The sequence below is a fragment of the Pseudomonas sp. Tav-5-1A genome, assembly GCF_055755055.1.
Genome location: NZ_CM146901.1, coordinates 6,245,234 through 6,265,457, shown reverse-complemented (window position 1 = coordinate 6,265,457; position 20,224 = coordinate 6,245,234). Strand labels below are relative to the sequence as shown.

20 protein-coding genes and 1 riboswitch are annotated in these 20,224 nt (G+C 64.2%); of the genes, 7 read left to right on the top strand and 13 right to left on the bottom strand.

From position 1 onward, the window contains the following. The first annotated feature begins 112 nt into the window (after nt 1-112). Together AC0J42_RS28955 and AC0J42_RS28950 are read left to right on the top strand one after the other, a co-directional pair. Nucleotides 113-664 carry a cytochrome b gene (locus AC0J42_RS28955; protein ID WP_416427317.1) on the top strand — a complete coding sequence of 184 codons (552 nt, stop codon included), beginning with the start codon at nt 113-115 and terminating at the stop codon, nt 662-664. Nucleotides 665-693: 29 nt separating this feature from the next. After that, nucleotides 694-1,290 carry a YceI family protein gene (locus AC0J42_RS28950; RefSeq protein WP_158152935.1) on the top strand — a complete coding sequence of 199 codons (597 nt, stop codon included), beginning with the start codon at nt 694-696 and terminating at the stop codon, nt 1,288-1,290. Between the two features lie 161 nt (nt 1,291-1,451). Here AC0J42_RS28950 and AC0J42_RS28945 read toward each other — a convergent pair whose 3' ends face one another. The 7 genes from AC0J42_RS28945 to AC0J42_RS28915 all read right to left on the bottom strand — a co-directional run bounded on the left by AC0J42_RS28945 (nt 1,452) and on the right by AC0J42_RS28915 (nt 9,187). Then, on the bottom strand, nt 1,452-3,371 hold the full coding sequence (locus AC0J42_RS28945) for a DEAD/DEAH box helicase (RefSeq protein ID WP_416427316.1): 1,920 nt from the start codon (nt 3,369-3,371) through the stop codon (nt 1,452-1,454). 220 nt (nt 3,372-3,591) lie between these two features. Further along, nucleotides 3,592-4,374, bottom strand: coding sequence for a substrate-binding periplasmic protein (locus AC0J42_RS28940; RefSeq protein ID WP_416427315.1), 783 nt, complete (start codon nt 4,372-4,374; stop codon nt 3,592-3,594). A gap of 51 nt (nt 4,375-4,425) precedes the next feature. Continuing rightward, nucleotides 4,426-5,490, bottom strand: a complete 1,065-nt coding sequence (locus AC0J42_RS28935; RefSeq protein WP_473004756.1) for a hypothetical protein — start codon at nt 5,488-5,490, stop codon at nt 4,426-4,428. A gap of 80 nt (nt 5,491-5,570) precedes the next feature. Beyond that, nucleotides 5,571-6,416, bottom strand: coding sequence for a methylenetetrahydrofolate reductase [NAD(P)H] (gene metF, locus AC0J42_RS28930; protein WP_473004755.1), 846 nt, complete (start codon nt 6,414-6,416; stop codon nt 5,571-5,573). A gap of 122 nt (nt 6,417-6,538) precedes the next feature. Further along, complete coding sequence (gene ahcY, locus AC0J42_RS28925) at nt 6,539-7,948, bottom strand: adenosylhomocysteinase (protein ID WP_416427311.1); 1,410 nt, start codon at nt 7,946-7,948, stop codon at nt 6,539-6,541. 21 nt (nt 7,949-7,969) lie between these two features. Continuing rightward, a riboswitch (S-adenosyl-L-homocysteine riboswitch) is annotated at nt 7,970-8,074 on the bottom strand. A gap of 99 nt (nt 8,075-8,173) precedes the next feature. Beyond that, on the bottom strand, nt 8,174-8,620 hold the full coding sequence (locus AC0J42_RS28920; RefSeq protein ID WP_473004754.1) for an AidA/PixA family protein: 447 nt from the start codon (nt 8,618-8,620) through the stop codon (nt 8,174-8,176). 60 nt (nt 8,621-8,680) lie between these two features. Further along, nucleotides 8,681-9,187 carry an inclusion body family protein gene (locus tag AC0J42_RS28915; RefSeq protein WP_416427309.1) on the bottom strand — a complete coding sequence of 169 codons (507 nt, stop codon included), beginning with the start codon at nt 9,185-9,187 and terminating at the stop codon, nt 8,681-8,683. 210 nt (nt 9,188-9,397) lie between these two features. Here AC0J42_RS28915 and AC0J42_RS28910 point away from each other — a divergent pair, with 210 nt between their 5' ends. Next, entirely contained in the window at nt 9,398-9,799 is a 402-nt protein-coding gene (locus tag AC0J42_RS28910) for an acyl-CoA thioesterase (RefSeq protein ID WP_416427307.1), read from the top strand. Nucleotides 9,800-9,905: 106 nt separating this feature from the next. Here AC0J42_RS28910 and AC0J42_RS28905 read toward each other — a convergent pair whose 3' ends face one another. After that, a complete protein-coding gene (locus AC0J42_RS28905; protein ID WP_416427306.1) occupies nt 9,906-11,162 on the bottom strand; it encodes a cation:proton antiporter in 1,257 nt (418 codons plus the stop codon). A 202-nt stretch (nt 11,163-11,364) separates the two neighbouring features. Here AC0J42_RS28905 and AC0J42_RS28900 point away from each other — a divergent pair, with 202 nt between their 5' ends. Genes AC0J42_RS28900 through AC0J42_RS28890 form a run of 3 tightly spaced genes read left to right on the top strand, consistent with a single transcriptional unit; the run spans nt 11,365 to nt 13,060 of the window. After that, a complete protein-coding gene (locus AC0J42_RS28900) occupies nt 11,365-12,198 on the top strand; it encodes an EamA family transporter (protein ID WP_416427305.1) in 834 nt (277 codons plus the stop codon). A 15-nt stretch (nt 12,199-12,213) separates the two neighbouring features. Beyond that, nucleotides 12,214-12,600 (top strand): MAPEG family protein, encoded by a 387-nt coding sequence (locus AC0J42_RS28895; protein WP_473004753.1) that lies wholly within the window; start codon nt 12,214-12,216, stop codon nt 12,598-12,600. Nucleotides 12,601-12,610: 10 nt separating this feature from the next. Continuing rightward, on the top strand, nt 12,611-13,060 hold the full coding sequence (locus tag AC0J42_RS28890) for a c-type cytochrome (protein WP_473004751.1): 450 nt from the start codon (nt 12,611-12,613) through the stop codon (nt 13,058-13,060). A 7-nt stretch (nt 13,061-13,067) separates the two neighbouring features. Here the strand turns inward: AC0J42_RS28890 and AC0J42_RS28885 are convergent, their stop codons facing one another. The 5 genes from AC0J42_RS28885 to AC0J42_RS28865 form a co-directional block, all read right to left on the bottom strand. Then, nucleotides 13,068-13,466 (bottom strand): DUF1090 domain-containing protein, encoded by a 399-nt coding sequence (locus AC0J42_RS28885; RefSeq protein WP_473004750.1) that lies wholly within the window; start codon nt 13,464-13,466, stop codon nt 13,068-13,070. 155 nt (nt 13,467-13,621) lie between these two features. Continuing rightward, on the bottom strand, nt 13,622-15,262 hold the full coding sequence (ligB, locus tag AC0J42_RS28880; protein ID WP_473004749.1) for an NAD-dependent DNA ligase LigB: 1,641 nt from the start codon (nt 15,260-15,262) through the stop codon (nt 13,622-13,624). 90 nt (nt 15,263-15,352) lie between these two features. Beyond that, nucleotides 15,353-15,601, bottom strand: a complete 249-nt coding sequence (locus tag AC0J42_RS28875; protein ID WP_416427300.1) for a hypothetical protein — start codon at nt 15,599-15,601, stop codon at nt 15,353-15,355. 110 nt (nt 15,602-15,711) lie between these two features. Next, a complete protein-coding gene (gene metK, locus AC0J42_RS28870) occupies nt 15,712-16,902 on the bottom strand; it encodes a methionine adenosyltransferase (protein ID WP_416427299.1) in 1,191 nt (396 codons plus the stop codon). 18 nt (nt 16,903-16,920) lie between these two features. Beyond that, the gene (locus tag AC0J42_RS28865; protein WP_473004747.1) at nt 16,921-17,916 is read right to left on the bottom strand and encodes an ArsR/SmtB family transcription factor; all 996 of its coding nucleotides are present in this window, start codon (nt 17,914-17,916) and stop codon (nt 16,921-16,923) included. Between the two features lie 259 nt (nt 17,917-18,175). Here AC0J42_RS28865 and tkt point away from each other — a divergent pair, with 259 nt between their 5' ends. Next, the gene (gene tkt / locus AC0J42_RS28860) at nt 18,176-20,173 is read left to right on the top strand and encodes a transketolase (protein ID WP_473004746.1); all 1,998 of its coding nucleotides are present in this window, start codon (nt 18,176-18,178) and stop codon (nt 20,171-20,173) included. Nucleotides 20,174-20,224: the final 51 nt, after the last annotated feature.

The window sequence follows — 20,224 nt, the reverse complement described above, 5'->3', positions numbered from 1 at the left end:
TTTGCATCTATAGTTATTGATCGGGTATCTAGATATTTCAAAGCGAAATTTTCCGCTTTAATTCGATAGATAAAAAGCTAGTCTTTGTCGAAGAACTTACAGGAACACCGTGATGCAGCTACGCAATTCACCTTCTCGCTATGGTTGGGTCAGCATCCTCCTGCACTGGGGCGTGGCGCTGGCCGTGTTCGGCCTGTTCGCCCTGGGGCTGTGGATGGTCGACCTGGGCTACTACGACCCATGGCGCAAGGCCGGCCCCGACCTGCACAAAAGCATCGGCCTGACCCTGTTCTTCTTCATGCTGTTGCGCGTGGTATGGCGCTTCATCAGCCCACCGCCGCCGCCACCGCCCACCCAGGGCCGGCTGACGCGCATCGCGGCGAAGCTGGGCCATGCCTTCCTTTACCTGGACCTGTTCCTGGTAATGGCGGCCGGTTACCTGATCTCCACCGCCGACGGCGTGGGCATCCCGGTGTTCGGCCTGTTCGAAGTACCCGCGCTGATCAGCGGCCTGCCCAACCAGGCGGAAACCGCGGGTGACGTGCACCTGTACCTGGCCTGGATCCTGGTGATCTTCGCTGTACTCCATGGCCTGGCCGCCCTGAAACACCATTTCATCGATCGTGATGCGACCCTGGTACGCATGCTGGGCCGCAAAGGCTGACCTTCAACTCAACCCAAGGAATACCGCACATGTTGAAAAAGACACTGGCCGCTCTGGCTCTGGGCACCGCACTGCTGACGGCCGGCCAGGCCATGGCTGCCGACTACACCATCGACAAGGAAGGCAACCACGCCTTCATCAACTTCAAGATCAGCCACCTGGGCTACAGCTTCATCTACGGCACCTTCAAGGACTGGACCGGTACCTTCAGCTTCGACGCTGCCAAGCCTGAAGACAGCAAGATCAGCATCACCCTGAACACCAAGAGCGTCGACACCAACCACGCCGAGCGTGACAAGCACATCCAGAGCAAGGACTTCCTGGAGACCGACAAGTACCCAACCGCTACTTTCGTGTCGACCAGCGTCAAGCCAACCGGCAAGAATGCTGATGGCAAGCTGACCGCCGACGTGACCGGTGACCTGACCCTGCACGGCGTGACCAAGCCGGTCGTGGTCAAGACCGTGTTCCTGGGCGAAGGCAAGGATCCATGGGGCGGCTACCGTGCCGGCTTTGAAGGCACCACCACCATCAAGCGTTCTGATTTCGGCAAGATGATGGACCTGGGCCCGCAGTCCGACACCCTGACCCTGGACATCACGTTCGAGGGCGTGCAGAAGAAGTAATTCTTCGGCGCACAAAAAAACCGCAGCCAATGGCTGCGGTTTTTTTGTGCCTGTGGAATTGAAAAACTCGCTGGCAAGCCAGCTCCCACAAGGTCAGGTGCTGTCTGTGGGAGCTGGCTTGCCAGCGAGCTTTTCGGCCCCCACAGATGCCTGATCCTGACTTAGCCTTCGCGGTTGCGGGTCAGCAGCGCCGGCTTCTCGCCGTTGCGACGGCTAGGCAGCGACTCCAGCTGTTCCAGCTGCTCGGCGGTCGGGAAGCGATCGATCTTCGATTCCTTGTGCACGATGCGCGGCTGGTTCTGCGGTGCGCGCGAGTTGCTCACCGCTGGTTCCTGACGCGGCTGGTCATCACGGGCCGGACGACGGTTGCGGCCAGCGCCACCGTTGTTGTCGCGACGCGGCTGGCCATCACGGGCACCGCCACCGTTGCTGCGCGGGCCGCTGCTGCGCTTGTCACCGGCCGGCTTGCCAGCCGGACGGCCAGCTGGGCGCGGCGCCGAGGCCGGGGCTGCACCACCGACGGCGGCTGGTGCGCCGGGGCGACGGTTGCGGCCCTGGTTCTTGTTCTGGTACGGGCTGACGTAGTCGGCGCGGTTACCAAAGTTGTCGACTTCGTCATCCAGGAACTCGTCCGGCGCGCGGTCGGCAGGAGCTACCGGCGGCTTTGGAGTGGACTGGGCCTGACGTGGCTTCTGGTCACGGGGTTGGCGTTCAGAACGCGCCCCGGCGGGCTTTTCCTTGCCTTGCTCCTTGCGCTGTTCGCTACCTTGCTGGGGCGCGGCAGCACGGCGCTCCTTGCCTTTGTCCTTGCCCTTGTCCTTGCGACCACCACCACCTTCGGCGGCCTTGGTCCCTTCGCGCGGCGTGCGGGTGTTGCGCGGCTGGTTGGCCTGCGGGCGCTCGCGCACCTCGGGCTTCTCGGCCTCCACGGCGCTGATGTCGAAGCCCATCAGGTCACCGTCAGGAATCTTCTGCTTGGTCATGCGCTCAATGCTCTTGAGCAGCTTTTCCTCGTCCGGGGCGACCAGCGAGATGGCCTCGCCGCTGCGACCGGCACGGCCGGTACGGCCGATACGGTGCACGTAGTCTTCATCGACGTTGGGCAGCTCGAAGTTGACCACGTGGGGCAACTGGTCGATGTCCAGGCCGCGGGCGGCGATGTCGGTGGCAACCATGATGCGTACCGAGCCGGCCTTGAAGTCGGCCAGGGCCTTGGTGCGCGCGTTCTGGCTCTTGTTGCCGTGGATGGCGACAGCGCTCAGGCCGTGCTTTTCCAGGTACTCGGCCAGGCGGTTGGCGCCGTGCTTGGTGCGGGTGAACACCAGCACCTGCTCCCAGGCACCCTGGGTGATCAGGTGCGCCAGCAACGAACGCTTGTGGCTGGCAGGCAGGCGGTAGACCCGTTGCTCGATGCGCTCCACCGTGGTGTTCGGCGGGGTGACTTCGATGCGCTCGGGGTTGTGCAGCAGCTTGCCGGCAAGGTCAGTGATGTCCTTGGAGAAGGTGGCCGAGAACAGCAGGTTCTGGCGCTTGGCCGGCAGGCGTGCCAGCACCTTCTTGACGTCATGCACGAAGCCCATGTCGAGCATGCGGTCAGCTTCGTCCAGCACGAGGATTTCCACGTGGGACAGGTCGACGCTGCCCTGGCCGCACAGGTCGAGCAGGCGGCCGGGGCAGGCCACCAGCACGTCGACGCCGCGGGACATGGCCTGGACCTGCGGGTTCATGCCTACGCCGCCGAAGATGCAGGCGCTGACGAACTTGAGGTCACGGGCGTAGATCTTGAAGCTGTCGTGCACCTGGGCCGCCAGCTCGCGGGTGGGAGTCAGGACCAGTACGCGCGGTTGGCGCGGGCCGTGACGCTGGGATTTGTCCGGGTGACCGTTGGGGAACAGCCGTTCCAGGATCGGAAGGGCGAAGCCACCGGTTTTACCAGTACCTGTCTGTGCCGCGACCATCAGGTCGCGACCTTGCAACACGGCGGGGATGGCCCGCTGTTGCACCGGAGTAGGCTGGGTATAGCCCGCCGCCTCGATGGCACGGACTAAAGCCTCGGAGAGACCGAGGGAAGCAAAGGACATGAGTAATCCTGTTCTAGTGAGGGCTTTGCCCAATGGGAATCTTGCCTGGCGCGACACGTGCGTGGGGGCACTGTCGCGTCCGGTCCTGCCGGGCCTTCAATGCGCATCCGGACCTGGCTGAGCGGGCGTGAGCCTGGCGGTCGAGCGGGTCGGGATGCCTTTTGCAAGGCCGGGCGTCCGGGCGTAAGCCTGGCGGGAAGGTCGGAGTATAACAGAGCAATCACAGCGCGCTGCGTTCCTGCTGCTCAACGGTTTTCACTACCGTTGACGGGCTTGCATAGCGGGCCAGCAACTGCGCGTAGGCAGGCTCGCGCTTGAAGCGCCGCAGCTCGATGGAAAAACGCAGGGCCAGCTGGTCCATGCCGGCGCCGCGGCGCACGGCCAGGTACTGGGGCTCGCGGTTGACCACCAGGGGCAGGGCGCTGACCTGGCCCTCCAGGCCCATGGCCTGGGCGGTGAAGTTGCCCACGCGAATGTCGGTGATGATCAGGTCGACCCGGTTGCGCACCAGCTTGCCGAAGTTGGCTTCCTGGCTACTGGCGGCCTCACGGCGGAACGCGCTGGCCTGCATGAATGGATCGCCGTAGTTGTAGCCCGCCGAGGTGCCGATGGTCAGGCCTTGCAGGTCATCGAGGCTGCCGGCCGGGTGCGGCCTGGCGTTGGCCTGGAACAGCACGAACTGCACGTCGGACAGCGGCTCGTCGGGGTACAGCAGGGTGGTTTCGCGCTCGCTGGTGCGGAAAATGTCCAGCACGCCATCGGCCTCGCCCTGGTCGAGCATGGCCAGGCAGCGCTTCCATGGCAGGAACTGCCACTGGATCTCCACGCCCAGGCGTTCGAACACCTGGGCCGCCACTTCGTAGTCGATGCCCATGCCCTGGCCGTTCTGCTGGTAGGCATAGGGCGCCCAGAAGTCGGTGACAATGCGCAGCTTCTCGGCCTGGGCGGCAAGGCTCAGGCACGTCAGGCACACGGCTGTCAGCAGGGAGAGGTAGGCAGGCATGGATCCGAAGATACGATGCCGGTCGCGGGTTTGGCAACGCAATCAGCCACGTCAGGCCTGAATCAGGTGCTGGTAGATGGTGTGGCGGCGCTTGCCCAGGATCAGCCGGTTGAGCGGCGAAGACAGCCAATGCAGCAGCTGGTCGGCCTCGACCGGGGTGGCCTGGCGCTCTTGCAGGTTTTGCCGGGCCTTGTCCCACCACACCGGCGCACAGGCGCGGTCGAACTCGTTGGCGTGGTCGTAGCAGCCGTAGAGGATTTCGCGCATGAACTGCCGCTGCTCCACGGGCAGGGCCAGGGTCGCGGCCTTATACAGCAGGCGTTGCAGGGCCGGCGGCCGGGGCACGTGGTCGCTGACCTGGCTCACGTCGGCGAGGGCTTCGGCGCTCAGCGGCTGCCCGGCGTGCTTGCGGGCCCAGGCCTGGACCTTGGCGCGCATCAGCTGCTTGCGGCTCCAGTAGTGATGGATCAGGTCGGGGCATTCGCTGACCTGGTAACGCTGGTAGGCGGCCAGGGTCAGGCAGAATTCTTCCAGCGTATAGGCGGTGGGCGTGCGCGGGTAGTACTGGTCCATCAACTCCAGGGAACGGTCGAGCAGGGTGCTGTCGCACTGGCACAGGCCGATGACCCCGGAGTTGAGCAGCCACATGTCGTCGTCCGCCATGCCTTGCGCCTTGAGCTCCGGTGCCAGCACCGAATAAAGCGGCGAGGCAGCGCCCTGGCGGTAGCGCATGGTGCGCGCGTTGACCAGCAGCGTGCCCGGCTGGATGCGTTCGAACAGCGCCAGGGGCGAGGCCTGGAAGAAGGTGTCGGTGTCGATCAGCAGCGCCAGCTCGGCGTCCTTCAACACTTCGCGGATGGCCACGTGCTTGGTGCGGAAGTGGTAGCCGTGGGGTTGGCTCCAGGCGTTGCGGGTTTCGGCGCTGAGCGGGCGAATGCGCACGGGCAGTTGGGCGTAGGGGGCGGGGTTGTCAGTGAATACCTGGATGTCGAGCGGCAACTCGCGCGGGTTACCCAGCTTGGCGATGGCGCTGGCGATGCTGAACAGCGCCTCCTGATGATAGGTGTGGGCACCAAACACCAGGTAGACCAGTTGTGGGCGTGCAGCAGAAGCCATGATGTATCACCCGCAAAACGATGAAGAAACAAAAAAGGCCTTTAATTGTATCAAGGCCTTTCTGAATTCTTCGTGAACGTCTAGCGGGGCAACTTCAGGTTGTTCCACACCGCCAGGCTTGGCTCGGCCTGGTTCAGCGTATAGAAGTGCAGGCCAGGAGCGCCGCCGTCGAGCAGTTGCTCGCACATGCGGGTGATCACCTGCTCGCCGAACTGTTGGATGCTGGTGACGTCGTCGCCGTAGGCTTCCAGCTGCTTGCGGATCCAGCGCGGGATCTCGGCGCCACAGGCGTCGGAGAAGCGGGCCAGCTTGCTGTAGTTGGTGATGGGCATGATGCCCGGCACGATCGGGATGTTCACGCCCATTTTCTGCACGCGGTCGACGAAGTTGAAGTAGCTGTCGGCGTTGAAGAAGTACTGGGTGATGGCACTGTCGGCGCCGGCGTTGGCCTTGCGCGCGAAGTTCTTCAGGTCATCCTCGAAGTTGTGGGCCTGGGGGTGCATCTCCGGGTAGGCGGCGACTTCGATGTGGAAGTGGCTGCCGGTCTCGGCGCGGATGAATTCCACCAGGTCGTTGGCGTGGCGCAGCTCGCCGCTGGCCATGCCCATGCCCGAAGGCAGGTCGCCACGCAGGGCAACGATGCGCTTGATGCCGGCATCCTTGTACTGCGCCAGCAGGGCGCGCAGGTCGGCCTTGCTGTCGCCCACGCAGGACAGGTGCGGGGCGGCGGGGACTTTCACTTCGTTCTCCAGCTGCAGCACGGTGTTGAGCGTGCGGTCGCGGGTAGAACCACCGGCACCGTAGGTGCAGGAGAAGAAATCGGGGTTGTAGCCGGCCAGTTGGCGGGCAACGTTCAGCAGTTTTTCATGCCCAGCGTCGGTCTTGGTGGGGAAGAACTCGAAGCTGAAGCGGCGTTCCTGAGACATGATTACACCTATCTGGAAACTCGAAAGCCGTGGGATCGTGGGTGCCCCGGACGCCGCCTGGCGGCGGCTGCTACAAGGGAAATCCTCGTAGCAGCTGCCGAAGGCGGCGTCAGGGCCTGCGATCAGTAGCGGTAAGCGTGCGGCTTGAACGGGCCTTCCACGGTCACGCCGATGTAGTCGGCCTGCTGCTTGGTCAGCTTGGTGACCACGCCGCCGAAGCCGCGGACCATTTCCAGGGCCACTTCTTCGTCGAGTTTCTTCGGCAGTACTTCAACGGTCAGGCGCTCGGCTTTCTGGGCTGGCGACAGGTCGGCGAATTTCTGCTCGAACAGGAAGATCTGCGCCAGCACCTGGTTGGCGAACGAACCGTCCATGATGCGGCTTGGGTGGCCAGTGGCGTTGCCCAGGTTCACCAGGCGGCCTTCGGCCAGCAGGATCAGGTAGTCGTCGTTCTGGGCGTCGAAGGCGCCGGCACCGGTACGGTGGATCTTGTGTACCTGTGGCTTCACTTCTTCCCATGCCCAGTTCTTGCGCATGAAGGCAGTGTCGATTTCGTTGTCGAAGTGACCGATGTTGCAGACCACGGCGCGCTTTTTCAGGGCCTTGAGCATGTTCGCGTCGCAGACGTTGACGTTGCCGGTGGTGGTCACGATCAGGTCGATCTTGCCCAGCAGGGCCTTGTCGATGCTGGCTTCGGTGCCGTCGTTTTCACCGTTGATGAACGGCGAAACCAGCTCGAAACCGTCCATGCAGGCTTGCATGGCGCAGATCGGGTCGACTTCGGTGACCTTGACGATCATGCCTTCCTGACGCAGGGACTGGGCCGAGCCCTTGCCCACGTCGCCGTAGCCGATCACCAGGGCCTGCTTGCCCGACAGCAGGTGGTCGGTGCCGCGCTTGATGGCGTCGTTCAGGCTGTGACGGCAGCCGTACTTGTTGTCGTTCTTGCTCTTGGTAACCGAGTCGTTGACGTTGATGGCCGGGATCTTCAGTTCGCCCTTGGCCAGCATGTCCAGCAGGCGGTGCACGCCAGTGGTGGTCTCTTCGGTCACGCCGTGGATGCGTTCCAGCATCTGCGGGTATTTCTTGTGCAGGATTTCGGTCAGGTCGCCGCCGTCGTCCAGGATCATGTTGGCGTCCCAAGGCTGGCCATCCTTCAGGATGGTCTGCTCGATGCACCACTCGTACTCTTCCTCGGTCTCGCCTTTCCAGGCGAACACTGGAATACCGGCGGCAGCGATGGCGGCAGCGGCCTGGTCCTGGGTTGAGAAGATGTTGCAGGACGACCAGCGCACTTCGGCACCCAGGGCAACCAGGGTTTCGATCAGCACGGCAGTCTGGATGGTCATGTGGATGCAGCCCAGGATCTTCGCGCCCTTGAGCGGTTGCTCACCGGCGTACTTGCGGCGCAGGCCCATCAGTGCTGGCATTTCCGATTCGGCGATGATGGTCTCGCGGCGGCCCCAGGCGGCCAGGGAGATGTCGGCAACCTTGAAATCGGTGAAACCTGCAGGCGTGTGTACAGCGCTCATGAAGAGCCTCCATTCGTAATGTGCGAATGGGCGCCGTTGTGCGTTTAGAGCCCGTACGGACCAACCGTGCGGGCAACGCCCCATCCGAGCCTGACAGGTATCCCTGCTGCAGCGCCCCTCGGACGGGTGGCGGGAGCGACGCACGTCAGTGCATCGCCGTTTGAAGCGCAGCGATTATAGACGTGCTTGCCTGCCAGCCCAAGAGGCAATGGTCGAAAGTCCTGCTCAAGCCGCGAACTGCAGTTGCAGGGTCAGGGTGAAGAAACCCCTGGGGGTGCAGTCGCGCGCCACCACCCCCAGGCTCAGGGTCAATGTGCAGGCGCCGGGCTGATTCAGCTGGCAGGTCCAGGCATGGTCGCTGACGGTCTGCAGGGTCAGTTGCAACGGCTCGTTGAAGTCGGGGGCGGGCACCTTGACCTCGCGCACTTGCAGCTGTGGTGGTGAAAGCCCGCCGCTTACGCCCACGGCCAGCAGCACCAGGGCATCCTCGCCCCGGAACCCCAGGCCAGTGGCCCGCAGTATCAGGGTGTCGCCGGTTTCCACGGCATCACAGCCCAGCACGAAGCAGTGCACTGGATCCATTGGGCTGGGCTGGTCGGGCGAGGTGCTGGCGGCCGCAGTGGCGTCGAGGGCGCCCTGGGTGTCGATAATGAAGCTGATGTGTCTGTCCATGATCATCGCTCCTTCGGGCCGCCCCAGCAGGGTGGGGCGGCCGTGGCAGTGGGGTGCCGGTCAGTTGTGGATGCTGATGAACGGATCCCACTTGAAGTAGCCGCAAGGCTTGCAGTCGCGGTCCACGATCATGAAGTGGAAGTGATAGGTCACGCGGCCCTCGGACAGCGTTTCGCTGGACCAGTAGAAGTTATCCACTTTCTGGCAGGTGGGCACGCTGGGGTTGCTGGGGTTGGGCAGGGCGATGCTGGCGGTGGCCTTGCGCGGCGTGGGCGGGGAGATCAGCAAATACTTGGGGTCGCTGGTCTCGAACTTGTAGAAGATGACCGCCTTCTCGAAGCCCAGGGACAGGCTGGTCTCGCGCCAGCGGATCAGGTCGCCGACCTGGGCCTTGAGGTCCAACTCGCCGCCGGCCTGGCCACTGACCACGTTGTCCTGGTTGGTGATCATGTACACGTGCTTCCAGTCAATCATGGTCGGATTGCCTGGATCTTTGCTCGGGTTCGAGTACTTCTGCAGGATGGTCTCGGTGTCGAAGTTGCAGATGACATCGGTAACTCGTGACATGTTCGTGCGTCCTTTGCAAGAAATGGGGTGGACCCCTTTTCTGGTTCCAAACTGCCATTACTGGATCCAATCATTGGGTCCGGGCTTCAGCCTAGCCTTGCACCCGTGGCCGTCAAGAAAGTTTTTGCTATCGCTGGCATGGGTTCCCCGGCGCCGCGCAAAAGCGGATCATAGGGGCATCCTGATATGGCGAAGAGCCAGGAGCGACGCATGAATTTCCACACCCGCAAGTGGGTCAAGCCCGAAGACCTGAACCCCAATGGCACCCTGTTCGGTGGCAGCCTGCTGCGCTGGATTGACGAGGAAGCGGCGATCTACGCCATCGTGCAACTGGGCAACCAGCGCGTGGTGACCAAGTACATCTCGGAGATCAACTTCGTCAGCGCCTCGCGCCAGGGCGACATCATCGAGCTGGGCATCACGGCCACCGAATTCGGCCGGACCTCCATCACCCTGACCTGCGAGGTGCGCAACAAAATCACCCGCAAGAGCATCCTCACCGTGGACAAGATGGTCTTCGTCAATTTGGGCGAGGACGGGCTGCCGGCGCCGCACGGGCGCACGGAGATCCGCTACATCAAGGACCAGTTCGACGCCGAGACTGCGGAATAACACGAACATCTGCGTAGCCGCTGCCGAAGGCTGCGCTGGCCCTCCCATACACCCGCGTAATCAGGGTTGGAATACGGGCCAGCGCAGGCTACGGCAGCGGCTACGGTCAGTGTGTTGCCTCTTCGGGCGGGGTATCGCGGGTGACGCTTTTCACCAGCTTGCCGATGCTCAGCCCCTGCAGCAGGATCGACGACAGCACCACGATGTAGGTGATGCTCAGCAGCAGGTCGCGCTCCGGGCCCACCGGCAGCGCCAGGGCCAGCGCCACCGATACGCCACCGCGCAGGCCACCCCAGGTGAGGATGCGGATGGTGCCCTTGGGCACGCTGCGCCAGCGGCGCAACAGCAGGATCGCCGGGGCCACGGTGAGCAGCCGCGACAGCAGGATCGCCACCGCCAGCAGGCTGGATGCGATCACGTGCATCCACGAGAACGGCAACAGCAGCAGTTCCATGCCGATCAGCGCGAACAGCAGCGCGTTGAGCATGTCATCCAGCAGTTCCCAGAAACCGTCCATGTAGCGCCGGGTCATGTCGTTCATGGCCAGCTTGCGCCCCAGGTTGCCGATGATCAGCCCTGCGGTGACCATGGCGATGGGCGCCGACACGTGCAGCTCGTAGCACATAGCCGAGCCACCGATCACCAGTGCCAGGGTCAGCATGACCTCCACCTGGTACTGCTCGATGCTCTTGATCATGCGGTACACCACGTAGCCGATCAGCGCGCCGAACAGCACGCCGCCGATGGCCTCGTGCACGAACAGCATGGCGGTTTCGCCCAGGGTCGGTGTCGCACCCTGCTGGGCGATGCCCAGCAGCACGGTGAACACCACCACCGCGGTGCCATCGTTGAACAGCGATTCGCCGACAATGGTGGTCTTCAGCGGCTTGGAGGCGTTGGCGGTCCGCAGCACGCCCAGCACCGCGATGGGGTCGGTGGGCGAGATCAGCGCGCCGAACAGCAGGCAGTAGAGGAAGCTCACGTGCCAGCCGAACATGCCGAAGATCCAGAACGCCAGCGTGCCGATCACCAGGGTGGCAATCAGCACGCCGAAGGTGGCCAGCAGGCCGATGGGCCAGCGGTAGCTGCGCAGGTCGCTGAGGTTAACGTGCAGGGCGCCGGCGAACAGCAGGAACGCCAGCATCCAGTTCATCAGCAGGTCGCCGAAGTCGATCTGGCCGATCAGGCCCTGCACCCGGGCTTCAAGGCCGGGGTAGCCGAGCACGCTCAAGCCTTGCAGCAACAAGGAGAACATCAGCGCCGTGACCATCACGCCGATGGTGGGGGGCAGGCCGATGAAGCGGAAATTGACGTAGGTGAGAAGGGTGGTAAGGCAGATAAAGGCGGCGACTAACTCGAGCATCCGGGCTCCCATGGTGGTGTGACGGAGTGGCGCGCGCAGGCGCCATGTAGGGGTTGGACGAGCACGTAACTCGTTGTGACACAGGCACGAATGTCGCACTTGTTACAAAGTCTTGCGAAGACCCGCACCGCAGCCTTGGACCCACGCTAAGATAGGCCCGTTCATTTCTCCCCGGCTTCTCGGATGCCTAAGGAAACCCCGCGTGCTCGCCACAGGTTTGGTGCTGTTCGCCGCGTTGCTGCACGCGGCCTGGAATACCCTGGTGAAATTCAGCTCCGAGCGCCTGCTGGTGGTGGCGGCGATGGACTCGGTGGCGCTGTTGCTGGTGGCGGTATTGCTGCCATTCGTGCCCGTGCCACCCGCCGAGATCTGGCCGTGGATGCTGGCGTCCGCCGGTTTCGAGCTGCTGTACCGCTACCTGCTGATCCAGGCCTACAAGGTGGGCGACCTGGGGCTGGTGTACCCGTTGATGCGCGGCCTTTCGCCGTTGATCGTGCTGGGGCTTACCCTGGCCACCGGGGGCGAGGCACTCTCGGGCCATCAGGTGGTCGGAATCCTGTTGATCCCGTGCGGCATGGCGTGCCTGCTGTGGCAGGGCGGCGGCGGTGATCGCCTGCCCTGGCGGATGCTGCCGGTGGTGGGGCTGATTGGCCTGTGCATTGGTTGCTACACCTGGCTTGACGGGCAGGCGATTCGCCGCTGGCCGGAGCCGCTGGGTTACCTGACCTGGCTGACGCTGATCAGCGCCTGGCCGTTCCCGCTGCTGGCGGTGACCACCCGGCGCGCCAGCTTCCGGCACTTCTGGCGCACCCAGTGGCGCATTGGCCTGAGCGTCGGCTTCTTCGTGTTGGCGAGCTACGCCCTGGTGCTGTGGGCGATGCAGCTGGGCTCCATCGCCGAGGCCGCGGCATTGCGCGAGATCAGCGTGATCCTGGTGGTGCTGCTGGGCATGCGTTACCTGAAGGAACCCTTTGGCCGCCCGCGGCTGCTGGCGTGCGCGCTGGTGCTGGTGGGCATGTTGATCATGAAACTTTAATAAGAGATCCGCTAAATGACTGTTGCTTTCTGGTGTGTCCTGATTGCCCTGGTGCTGCCGTTCGTGTGCACCAGCATCGCCAAGTTCAGCGGTGGCAAGTTCGGCCCGCGGCAAAACCATGACCCGCGCACGTTCCTGGCCAACCTCGACGGTTTTGCCAAGCGTGCCCATGCCGCGCAGTTGAACAGCTTCGAGGCGTTCCCGGCGTTCGCGGCCGCGGTGATCATCGCCGACATCTGCCACAACGCCCAGCAGGTGACCATGGACGTGCTGGCGGTGTTGTTCATCACCAGCCGCCTGCTATACATCATCTGCTACCTGGCCGATTGGGCCATGCTGCGCTCGCTGGTGTGGTTCGTCGGCCTGGGGCTGATCGCCAGTTTCTTCTTCATTTCCATGTGACCGGGCGCCCATGACCCTCAAGACGTTCACCGTGCTGACCCTGGCGTGCCTGGCCCTGAGCGCCTGCGGCGGCGTGGACCCCAATTCGCCGCTGGGCCAGCGCAAGGCAATCTTCAAGCAGATGCTGCACACCAGCGAGGACATGAACGGCATGCTGTTGGGCCGCTTGAGCTTCGACGGCCCGCAGTTCGCGGCCAGTGCGGTGAAGCTCGACCAGCTGGCGCACCAGCCCTGGCAGCATTTCCCCAAGGTGCGGGAGGAAGATCACACCAGCGCCAAGCCCGAGGTGTGGGAGAAACAGGCGCGGTTCCAGCAGCTGGCCCAGGCGCTGGAGGTGTCGACCGGTGAGCTGGTCGAAGCCAGCCGCGCGCAGTCGCTGGCGGCTACCAGCCTCGACGGGCCGATGCAGAAGGTGGAAAACGCCTGCAAGGCCTGCCATCGGGAATTCCGCGACCACTGAGGGCGGGTTATTTGTCCAGCTCGTCCAGGGCTTGCTGCAGTTCCTTGCGGGACTGCGCCAGCTTGTCCTTGCGGCTGTTGATCTTGTCGGCGTCACCTTTCTTCATGGCCTTGTCCAGGTCGGCGTGGCGCTTGGCCACTTCGTGACGGGCGTCGAGCACCTTGTTCTCGCGCTCTTTCTGCAGGCCGGCGTCGGTGCAGTGTTCCTTGTTCTCGGCCAGTGCTTTTTCCAGGCCAGCCTGTTGCGCGCCATTGCCGTGGGCGCGGGCCTGCTCGATCTGTTCGTTGATGGCCTGTTGCTTGGCCGCGCAGCCCTTGAGTTCAGCGGCGTCTTCGTCGGCTGCCAGCAGCGGCGTGGCTACTGCGCAGCACAGGGCGAGCGCTGTGAGGAAAGGTAAGGGTTTCATGGTGACTCCATGTGATGGACTGCGCTATTGGAAAACTAATTGAAGCCTTTGTCTGTAGGAAGTTTCCTTCCGTACCGTAATTATTCCCGTAGCAGCGGCCGCCAGGCCGCGTCCCGGACCCTGCGGCGCTCCCAAGACGCGGCCTGCGGCCACTGCTACGGGAATGCGGGGATGTTGGCGTTGTGCAGCTGTTCGGCCAGCAGTTGCACGTGCGGGTGGTTGAAGAACTCGTGCAGCTGCCGGGCCTTGGTGGCGCCGATGCCGGGCTGTTCACGCCATTGTTCGGGTGTGCGTGACGCCAGGGTCTGCCAGCGGTCCTGAGGGGCCAGCCTGGCTCCGGCAGGCATGCCAAGGGCCCGCAACCATTGCTCCAGGCTGCGCTCGCGGGCCAGGGTGAAGCTGGCGAGCAGGCGTTGCCCGGGTAGTTCGCGCAGTTCCAGCCAGTCCAGCAAGCCCTGCACCTGCCCAGTGTTGATCAGCCGTTGCCAGGTGCCGGGCCCCACGTGCGGCAGATCCAGGCCCTGCTTGCCACTGAGCCAGGCAAGGCGCGCCAGGAACTGGCCTTCGCAGCCCGGCTCGGGCTGCCAGCAGCTGAGCCCGTGGTAGCGGCTGCTGTCGGGGGCGGTGACGGCGGCACGGTCCGGGCTGCGCCAGACCAGGCTATTGAAACGGGGGATGGTCAGCCCTGCCAGGTCAATGGCCACCTGGTCGCCGGGGCGAATGTCCAGCGCCTGCCAACGGGCCAGCGAGCCGATGCTGACGCGCTTCACGGTGCGGTCGTCGAGGCGCACCGGCAACAGCTCGAGCACGGGCGTGATGCGGCCGCTGCGGCCGATGCTGAAGGTCACGTCGCGCACCTCGGCCAGGGCTTGGGCGTACGGGTATTTCCAGGCGGCAATCCAGTACGGCACCTTCGCCTGCCAGCGCGAGGCTGGCGGGCGGCGGCTCTGGCGCAGGATCAGGCCGTCGCTGGCGAACGGCAGGGGGCTGGTGTACCACTGCTCGCGCCAATGGCTGGCATCCGCCACCGTCTGGATCGGCTGGCTGTAGGCGGCAGGCTCGGCAAACCCCAGCGCCTGCAGGCCGGCAAGGCGCTCGGGCAGTGTGGCGGGGCCCTCGGGCCAGTCCCAGACAAACAGCCCCAGGTTGGCGCCGTCTTCCATTGACAGGGTGTTGCGCGCCATCAGCCCCGCCACCTTGCTGCGGGCGTTGTCGCTGCCGGCGGTGGCCTGCACGTGCCCTGCGTAGCGCCAGTACAGCTCGCCCTGCAGCACCAGGTCGACAGGTTGTGGCAGGGTGGCCGGAATCGCGCTGATCGAGCGCGCGGCAATGCTCCAGTCCTGCCCGCGCACGCCATCGCCGCGGCTGATCAACTGGTGCAGGCTGCCTTGGCGATAAACCAGGGTGACGGCGACGCCATCGACCTTGGGCTGCACCCAAACCTCTTCGCGGCCCTTGAGCCAGGCGGCGACGCTGTGTTGTTCGGCATGTTTGCCCACGCCGGTGTGGACGATGGGGTGAGGTACGGGGCCGGCGGCGGTGGCCAGCGGGGAAGGGGGGGGCGGGGCGTGTTCGGGGAAGCAGCGGCGCCAGTTTTCCAGGCGCAGGCGTGACTGGTCGTACAGTTCGTCGGCAATGGCCGAAGCGCCCTGGCGGTGGTAACGATCGTCCCACTGGGTCACCTGCGTCTGCAGGGCACCCATCTGGCGGATGGCCTTGGCAGCGTCCCACGGCGGGCACTCACTGGCCTGGGCGGTGGGCAACAGCAGGGCGAGCAGCAGCAAGAAGACTTTCATCGTCGGCGTCCTTGCACGACTGGGCGAACCCCAAGCCTAGGAAAGCTTTGCTACCGGCGCCCAGCCGTCTGGTTACCGGGTGCTACCGACTCAGCGGTTGGCCGGGGTGTCGCGGTGTTCCTGGTTGCTGTGGGCCGGCGCCTTGCGGGCCTGGACCTTGTGCTTGGGCGCCGGGGCCTTCTTGGTGACGATCTTGTGCTGCGGCGCCTTGTGCACCTGCACCTGGGCGTTGTCGTGGCGGTCAGGCGAGTTGGCCATGGTGGCCATGTTGGCCGCCTGGGCGTTGATGGCAAACAGGCCCAGCAGGGCGGCGGCGGGGGCGAACAGCGAAATGCGCATCGGAACCTCAAAGTCTGAAAATAAACGTTGCCCGTGGAGAGGGCAGGCATAGGAGCGAAAAAGCCCCGGCCAGTTTCCCGGCCGGGGCTTTTTATTTGGTGTCGGTCTTGTTACAGGCCGGCAGCAGCACGCAGCGCGTCGGCGCGGTCGGTGCGTTCCCAGGTGAACGTGGTGAAGGTGTCATTGCCCACGGTCACTTGCTCCGGGGTACGGCCGAAGTGGCCGTAGGCCGCGGTGGCCTGGTACATCGGGTGCAGCAGGTCGAGCATGGTGGTGATCGCGTACGGACGCAGGTCGAAGTGCTCGCGGACCAGGTTGATGATCTTGTCATCGCTGATCTTGCCGGTGCCGAAGGTGTTGATCGAGATCGACGTAGGCTGGGCCACGCCGATGGCGTAGGACACCTGGATCTCGCAACGGTCGGCCAGGCCGGCGGCAACGATGTTCTTGGCCACGTAGCGACCGGCGTAGGCAGCCGAACGGTCAACCTTGGATGGGTCCTTGCCGGAGAACGCGCCGCCGCCGTGGCGGGCCATGCCGCCGTAGCTGTCAACGATGATCTTGCGGCCGGTCAGGCCACAGTCGCCCACCGGGCCACCGATGATGAAGTTGCCGGTAGGGTTGATGTGGAACTGGGTGTCACGGTGCAGCAGCTCGGCCGGGATCACCTTCTTGACGATCTCTTCCATCACGCCTTCACGCAGGTTGGCGTAGGAAACGTCCGGGTTGTGCTGGGTCGACAGCACGATGGCGTCGATGCCCACGACCTTGCCGCCTTCGTAGCGGCAGGTAACCTGGGACTTGGCGTCCGGGCGCAGCCAAGGCAGCAGGCCCGACTTGCGCGCTTCGGCCTGGCGCTCTACCAGGCGGTGCGAGAAGCAGATCGGCGCTGGCATCAGCACGTCGGTCTCGTTGCTGGCGTAGCCGAACATCAGGCCCTGGTCGCCGGCACCTTGGTCTTCAGGCTTGCTGCGGTCAACGCCCTGGGCGATGTCCACGGACTGCTTGCCGATGATGTTCATCACGGCGCAGGTGGCGCCGTCGAAACCGACTTCGGAGCTGTTGTAGCCGATATCGACGATCACCTTGCGGACGATGTCTTCCAGGTCTACCCAGGCCGAAGTGGTCACTTCGCCAGCGATGATGGCGACACCGGTCTTCACCAGGGTTTCGCACGCGACGCGGGCGAACTTGTCCTGGGTGATGATGGCGTCCAGCACCGCATCAGAAATCTGGTCGGCGATCTTGTCCGGGTGCCCTTCAGAGACGGACTCGGAGGTGAAAAGAGAATATTCGCTCATCTCGACGGTTTCCTAAATTTACCGATGGTGAGTGTCGCCAGCCGGCCGCTGAAAATGACGGACCTGAATCTGGAAACCATTACGTAAGCCTACATACAGGCTTTCCCCGGGAACCAGTCCCGCAGCAGCGGCCCAAAAGGCCAGATCTTCCTGTTCGAAACCCAGCCACAGGTCGCCACAGGCGTCCCGGGCCCAGCTCTGGTTGTGACTGCACAGCTCGGTCACCAGCAGGCTACCGCCCGGTTTTACCCGGGTGGCCAGTTGCTTGAGGGCCTGGGCCGGCTCCGGAAAGTGGTGCAAGACCATGTTCAAGACCACGCAGTGCGCCTGCACGCTGGTGTCGCCCAAGGCGTCGGCCAAATGCAACTGGACGTTGTCCAGGTTCTCGCGCTGGCACAGCTGGCGGGCCAGGTCGAGCATCTCGGCACTGTTGTCCAGCGCCGTCACCTGGGCAAAGCGGCTGGCCAGGTCGGGCAGGAATGCACCGTCGCCGGGGCCGATCTCCAGGGCGCTGGCCTGGGCATCGAAGCTGAGCTTGTCGAGCAACGCCAGCACGCTGTCGCGGTACTGCGCCAGCCCGGCGATCAGGTCCTGCTGCGCACGGAATTTCTCTTCCATGCGCGAGAAAAAGTGTTCGCTGGTGGCCGCGCGCTGGCGCTGCACCAACGCCATGCGTGCCTCGGCGTCGGCCGGCAGGTCGAGGTCGTCGACCTCGTCCAGCAGCGCCGCGTACAGGCGGCCGCCCAGCGCGCCGGTGTCGGGCAGGGCGCGGCGATAGAAGATCGCGTTGCCTTCGCGGCGGGTGGCCACCAGGCCTGCCTGGGCCAGCACCTTGAGGTGATGGCTCATGCCCGACTGGCCGATGGCGAAAATCTGCGCCAGCTCCAGCACCCCGAACGAGTCGCTGGCCAGGGCGCGCAAGACGTTCAGCCGCAGCGGGTCGCCGCCGGCCTTGCACAGGGCGGCCAGCTCGTCGCTGTATTCGTGGCGGATCGCGGGCGCAGGTAGATTCATAGGGTCGGCAGTCTAGTCAGCGAAATGCCACCCCGCAAGACCAATATCAAAAAGTTTTGATATTGGTCGATGGATGGAATCCCTGGCCGGCAAAAGGGGTCCACTGCAGGTATACGTTGCAGGCCGATCGACATTTAGGCTCCGCAAGGCAGGAAAAACGCTGCGCAATGACTATCTGTCATTGCCCAGAGACGTGGCCTGGGGGAAAATGCCGGTCTTTTCGAAATCCGTACTTTTTATAAAGCCCAGGAGATAAGCGATGCCCAGCCGTCGTGAGCGTGCCAACGCCATTCGTGCCCTCAGCATGGATGCCGTGCAAAAAGCCAACAGCGGCCATCCCGGTGCCCCCATGGGCATGGCGGATATCGCCGAAGTGCTTTGGCGTGACTTCTTGAAGCACAACCCGACCAATCCGTCGTTCGCCAACCGCGACCGTTTCGTGATGTCCAATGGTCACGGTTCGATGCTCGTCTACTCGCTGCTGCACCTGACCGGTTACGACCTGTCGATCGACGATCTGAAAAACTTCCGCCAGCTGCACAGCCGTACCCCGGGCCACCCGGAATTCGGCTACACCCCGGGTGTGGAAACCACCACCGGCCCATTGGGCCAAGGCCTGGCCAACGCCGTCGGCTTCGCCATCGCCGAAAAGACCCTGGGCGCCCAGTTCAACCGCCCAGGCCACAACATCGTCGACCACCACACCTACGTGTTCCTGGGTGATGGCTGCATGATGGAAGGCATCTCCCACGAAGTCGCCTCCCTGGCCGGTACCCTGGACCTGGGCAAGCTGATCGCCTTCTACGACGACAACGGCATTTCCATCGACGGCGAAGTCGAGGGCTGGTTCACCGACGACACGCCGAAGCGTTTCGAAGCCTACAACTGGCAGGTGATCCGCAACGTCGACGGCCATGACGCCGACGAGATCAAGACCGCCATCGAGACCGCCCGCAAGAGCGACCGTCCGACCCTGATCTGCTGCAAGACCACCATCGGCTTCGGTTCGCCGAACAAGCAGGGCAAGGAAGAGTCCCACGGCGCGCCACTGGGTGCCGAGGAAATCGCCCTGACCCGCGCCGCGCTGAAGTGGAACCACGGTCCTTTCGAAATCCCGGCCGACATCTACGCCGAATGGGACGCCAAGGAAGCCGGCCGCGCGCTGGAAGCCGACTGGGACCAGCGCTTCGCCGCCTACTCCGCCGCACACCCTGAGCTGGCCAACGAGTTCATCCGCCGCATGGCCGGCGAGCTGCCAGCCGACTTCGCCGCCAAGGCCGACGCCTGGATCGCCGAAGTGGTTGCCAAGGGCGAGACCATCGCCAGCCGCAAGGCCAGCCAGAATGCCCTGAACGCCTACGGCCCGCTGCTGCCTGAGCTGCTGGGCGGCTCGGCTGACCTGGCCGGTTCCAACCTGACCTTCTGGAAGGGCAGCAAGAGCGTCAGCGCCGAAGAGCCAGGTGGCAACTACCTGCACTACGGCGTACGCGAGTTCGGCATGGGCGCCATCATGAACGGTATCGCCCTGCACGGCGGTTTCGTGCCCTACGGCGCCACCTTCCTGATCTTCATGGAATACTGCCGCAACGCCGTGCGCATGTCGGCCCTGATGAAGAAGCGCGTGCTGTACGTGTTCACCCACGACTCCATCGGCCTGGGCGAAGACGGCCCTACCCACCAGCCGATCGAGCAGCTGGCCAGCCTGCGCTGCACCCCGAACCTGGACACCTGGCGCCCAGCCGACGCCGTTGAATCGGCAGTGGCCTGGAAGCACGCCATCCAGCGCAACGACGGTCCTTCGGCGCTGATCTTCAGCCGCCAGAACCTGCAGAACCAGCCGCGCGATGCCGCGCAACTGGCTGACATCGCCCGCGGTGGCTACATCCTCAAGGACTGCGACGGCGAGCCGGAGCTGATTCTGATCGCCACCGGTTCCGAAGTTGACCTGGCCGTGAAGGCCCAGGCCAAGCTGACCGAGCAGGGCCGCAAGGTTCGCGTGGTGTCGATGCCGTGCACCAGCGTGTTCGAAGCCCAGGACGCCGGCTACAAGCAGGCCGTGCTGCCACTGGAAGTCAGCGCGCGCATCGCCATCGAGGCCGCGCACGCCGACTACTGGTACAAGTACGTAGGCCTGGAAGGCCGCGTCATCGGCATGACCACCTTCGGCGAGTCGGCCCCTGCGGCCGCCCTGTTCGAAGAGTTCGGCTTCACCGTCGACAACATCGTCGGTACTGCCGAAGAACTGCTGGAAGACTGATCCAAGGCCTGCCCTGCGGGGCAGGTGCTGCATGCTGGTTCTTGTGGGAGC

Bases quoted from the DNA above. Each gene is read 5' to 3' on its own strand.
- tkt (WP_473004746.1), top strand. From the start codon at position 18,176: ATGCCCAGCCGTCGTGAGCGTGCCAACGCCATTCGTGCCCTCAGCATG.
- AC0J42_RS28910 (WP_416427307.1), top strand. From the start codon at position 9,398: ATGAATTTCCACACCCGCAAGTGGGTCAAGCCCGAAGACCTGAACCCC.
- AC0J42_RS28920 (WP_473004754.1), bottom strand. From the start codon at position 8,620: ATGGACAGACACATCAGCTTCATTATCGACACCCAGGGCGCCCTCGAC.
- AC0J42_RS28885 (WP_473004750.1), bottom strand. From the start codon at position 13,466: ATGAAACCCTTACCTTTCCTCACAGCGCTCGCCCTGTGCTGCGCAGTA.
- AC0J42_RS28955 (WP_416427317.1), top strand. From the start codon at position 113: ATGCAGCTACGCAATTCACCTTCTCGCTATGGTTGGGTCAGCATCCTC.
- AC0J42_RS28875 (WP_416427300.1), bottom strand. From the start codon at position 15,601: ATGCGCATTTCGCTGTTCGCCCCCGCCGCCGCCCTGCTGGGCCTGTTT.
- AC0J42_RS28895 (WP_473004753.1), top strand. From the start codon at position 12,214: ATGACTGTTGCTTTCTGGTGTGTCCTGATTGCCCTGGTGCTGCCGTTC.
- AC0J42_RS28945 (WP_416427316.1), bottom strand. From the start codon at position 3,371: ATGTCCTTTGCTTCCCTCGGTCTCTCCGAGGCTTTAGTCCGTGCCATC.
- AC0J42_RS28915 (WP_416427309.1), bottom strand. From the start codon at position 9,187: ATGTCACGAGTTACCGATGTCATCTGCAACTTCGACACCGAGACCATC.
- ligB (WP_473004749.1), bottom strand. From the start codon at position 15,262: ATGAAAGTCTTCTTGCTGCTGCTCGCCCTGCTGTTGCCCACCGCCCAG.
- AC0J42_RS28935 (WP_473004756.1), bottom strand. From the start codon at position 5,490: ATGGCTTCTGCTGCACGCCCACAACTGGTCTACCTGGTGTTTGGTGCC.
- AC0J42_RS28950 (WP_158152935.1), top strand. From the start codon at position 694: ATGTTGAAAAAGACACTGGCCGCTCTGGCTCTGGGCACCGCACTGCTG.
- AC0J42_RS28905 (WP_416427306.1), bottom strand. From the start codon at position 11,162: ATGCTCGAGTTAGTCGCCGCCTTTATCTGCCTTACCACCCTTCTCACC.
- AC0J42_RS28890 (WP_473004751.1), top strand. From the start codon at position 12,611: ATGACCCTCAAGACGTTCACCGTGCTGACCCTGGCGTGCCTGGCCCTG.
- metF (WP_473004755.1), bottom strand. From the start codon at position 6,416: ATGTCTCAGGAACGCCGCTTCAGCTTCGAGTTCTTCCCCACCAAGACC.
- metK (WP_416427299.1), bottom strand. From the start codon at position 16,902: ATGAGCGAATATTCTCTTTTCACCTCCGAGTCCGTCTCTGAAGGGCAC.
- AC0J42_RS28940 (WP_416427315.1), bottom strand. From the start codon at position 4,374: ATGCCTGCCTACCTCTCCCTGCTGACAGCCGTGTGCCTGACGTGCCTG.
- ahcY (WP_416427311.1), bottom strand. From the start codon at position 7,948: ATGAGCGCTGTACACACGCCTGCAGGTTTCACCGATTTCAAGGTTGCC.
- AC0J42_RS28865 (WP_473004747.1), bottom strand. From the start codon at position 17,916: ATGAATCTACCTGCGCCCGCGATCCGCCACGAATACAGCGACGAGCTG.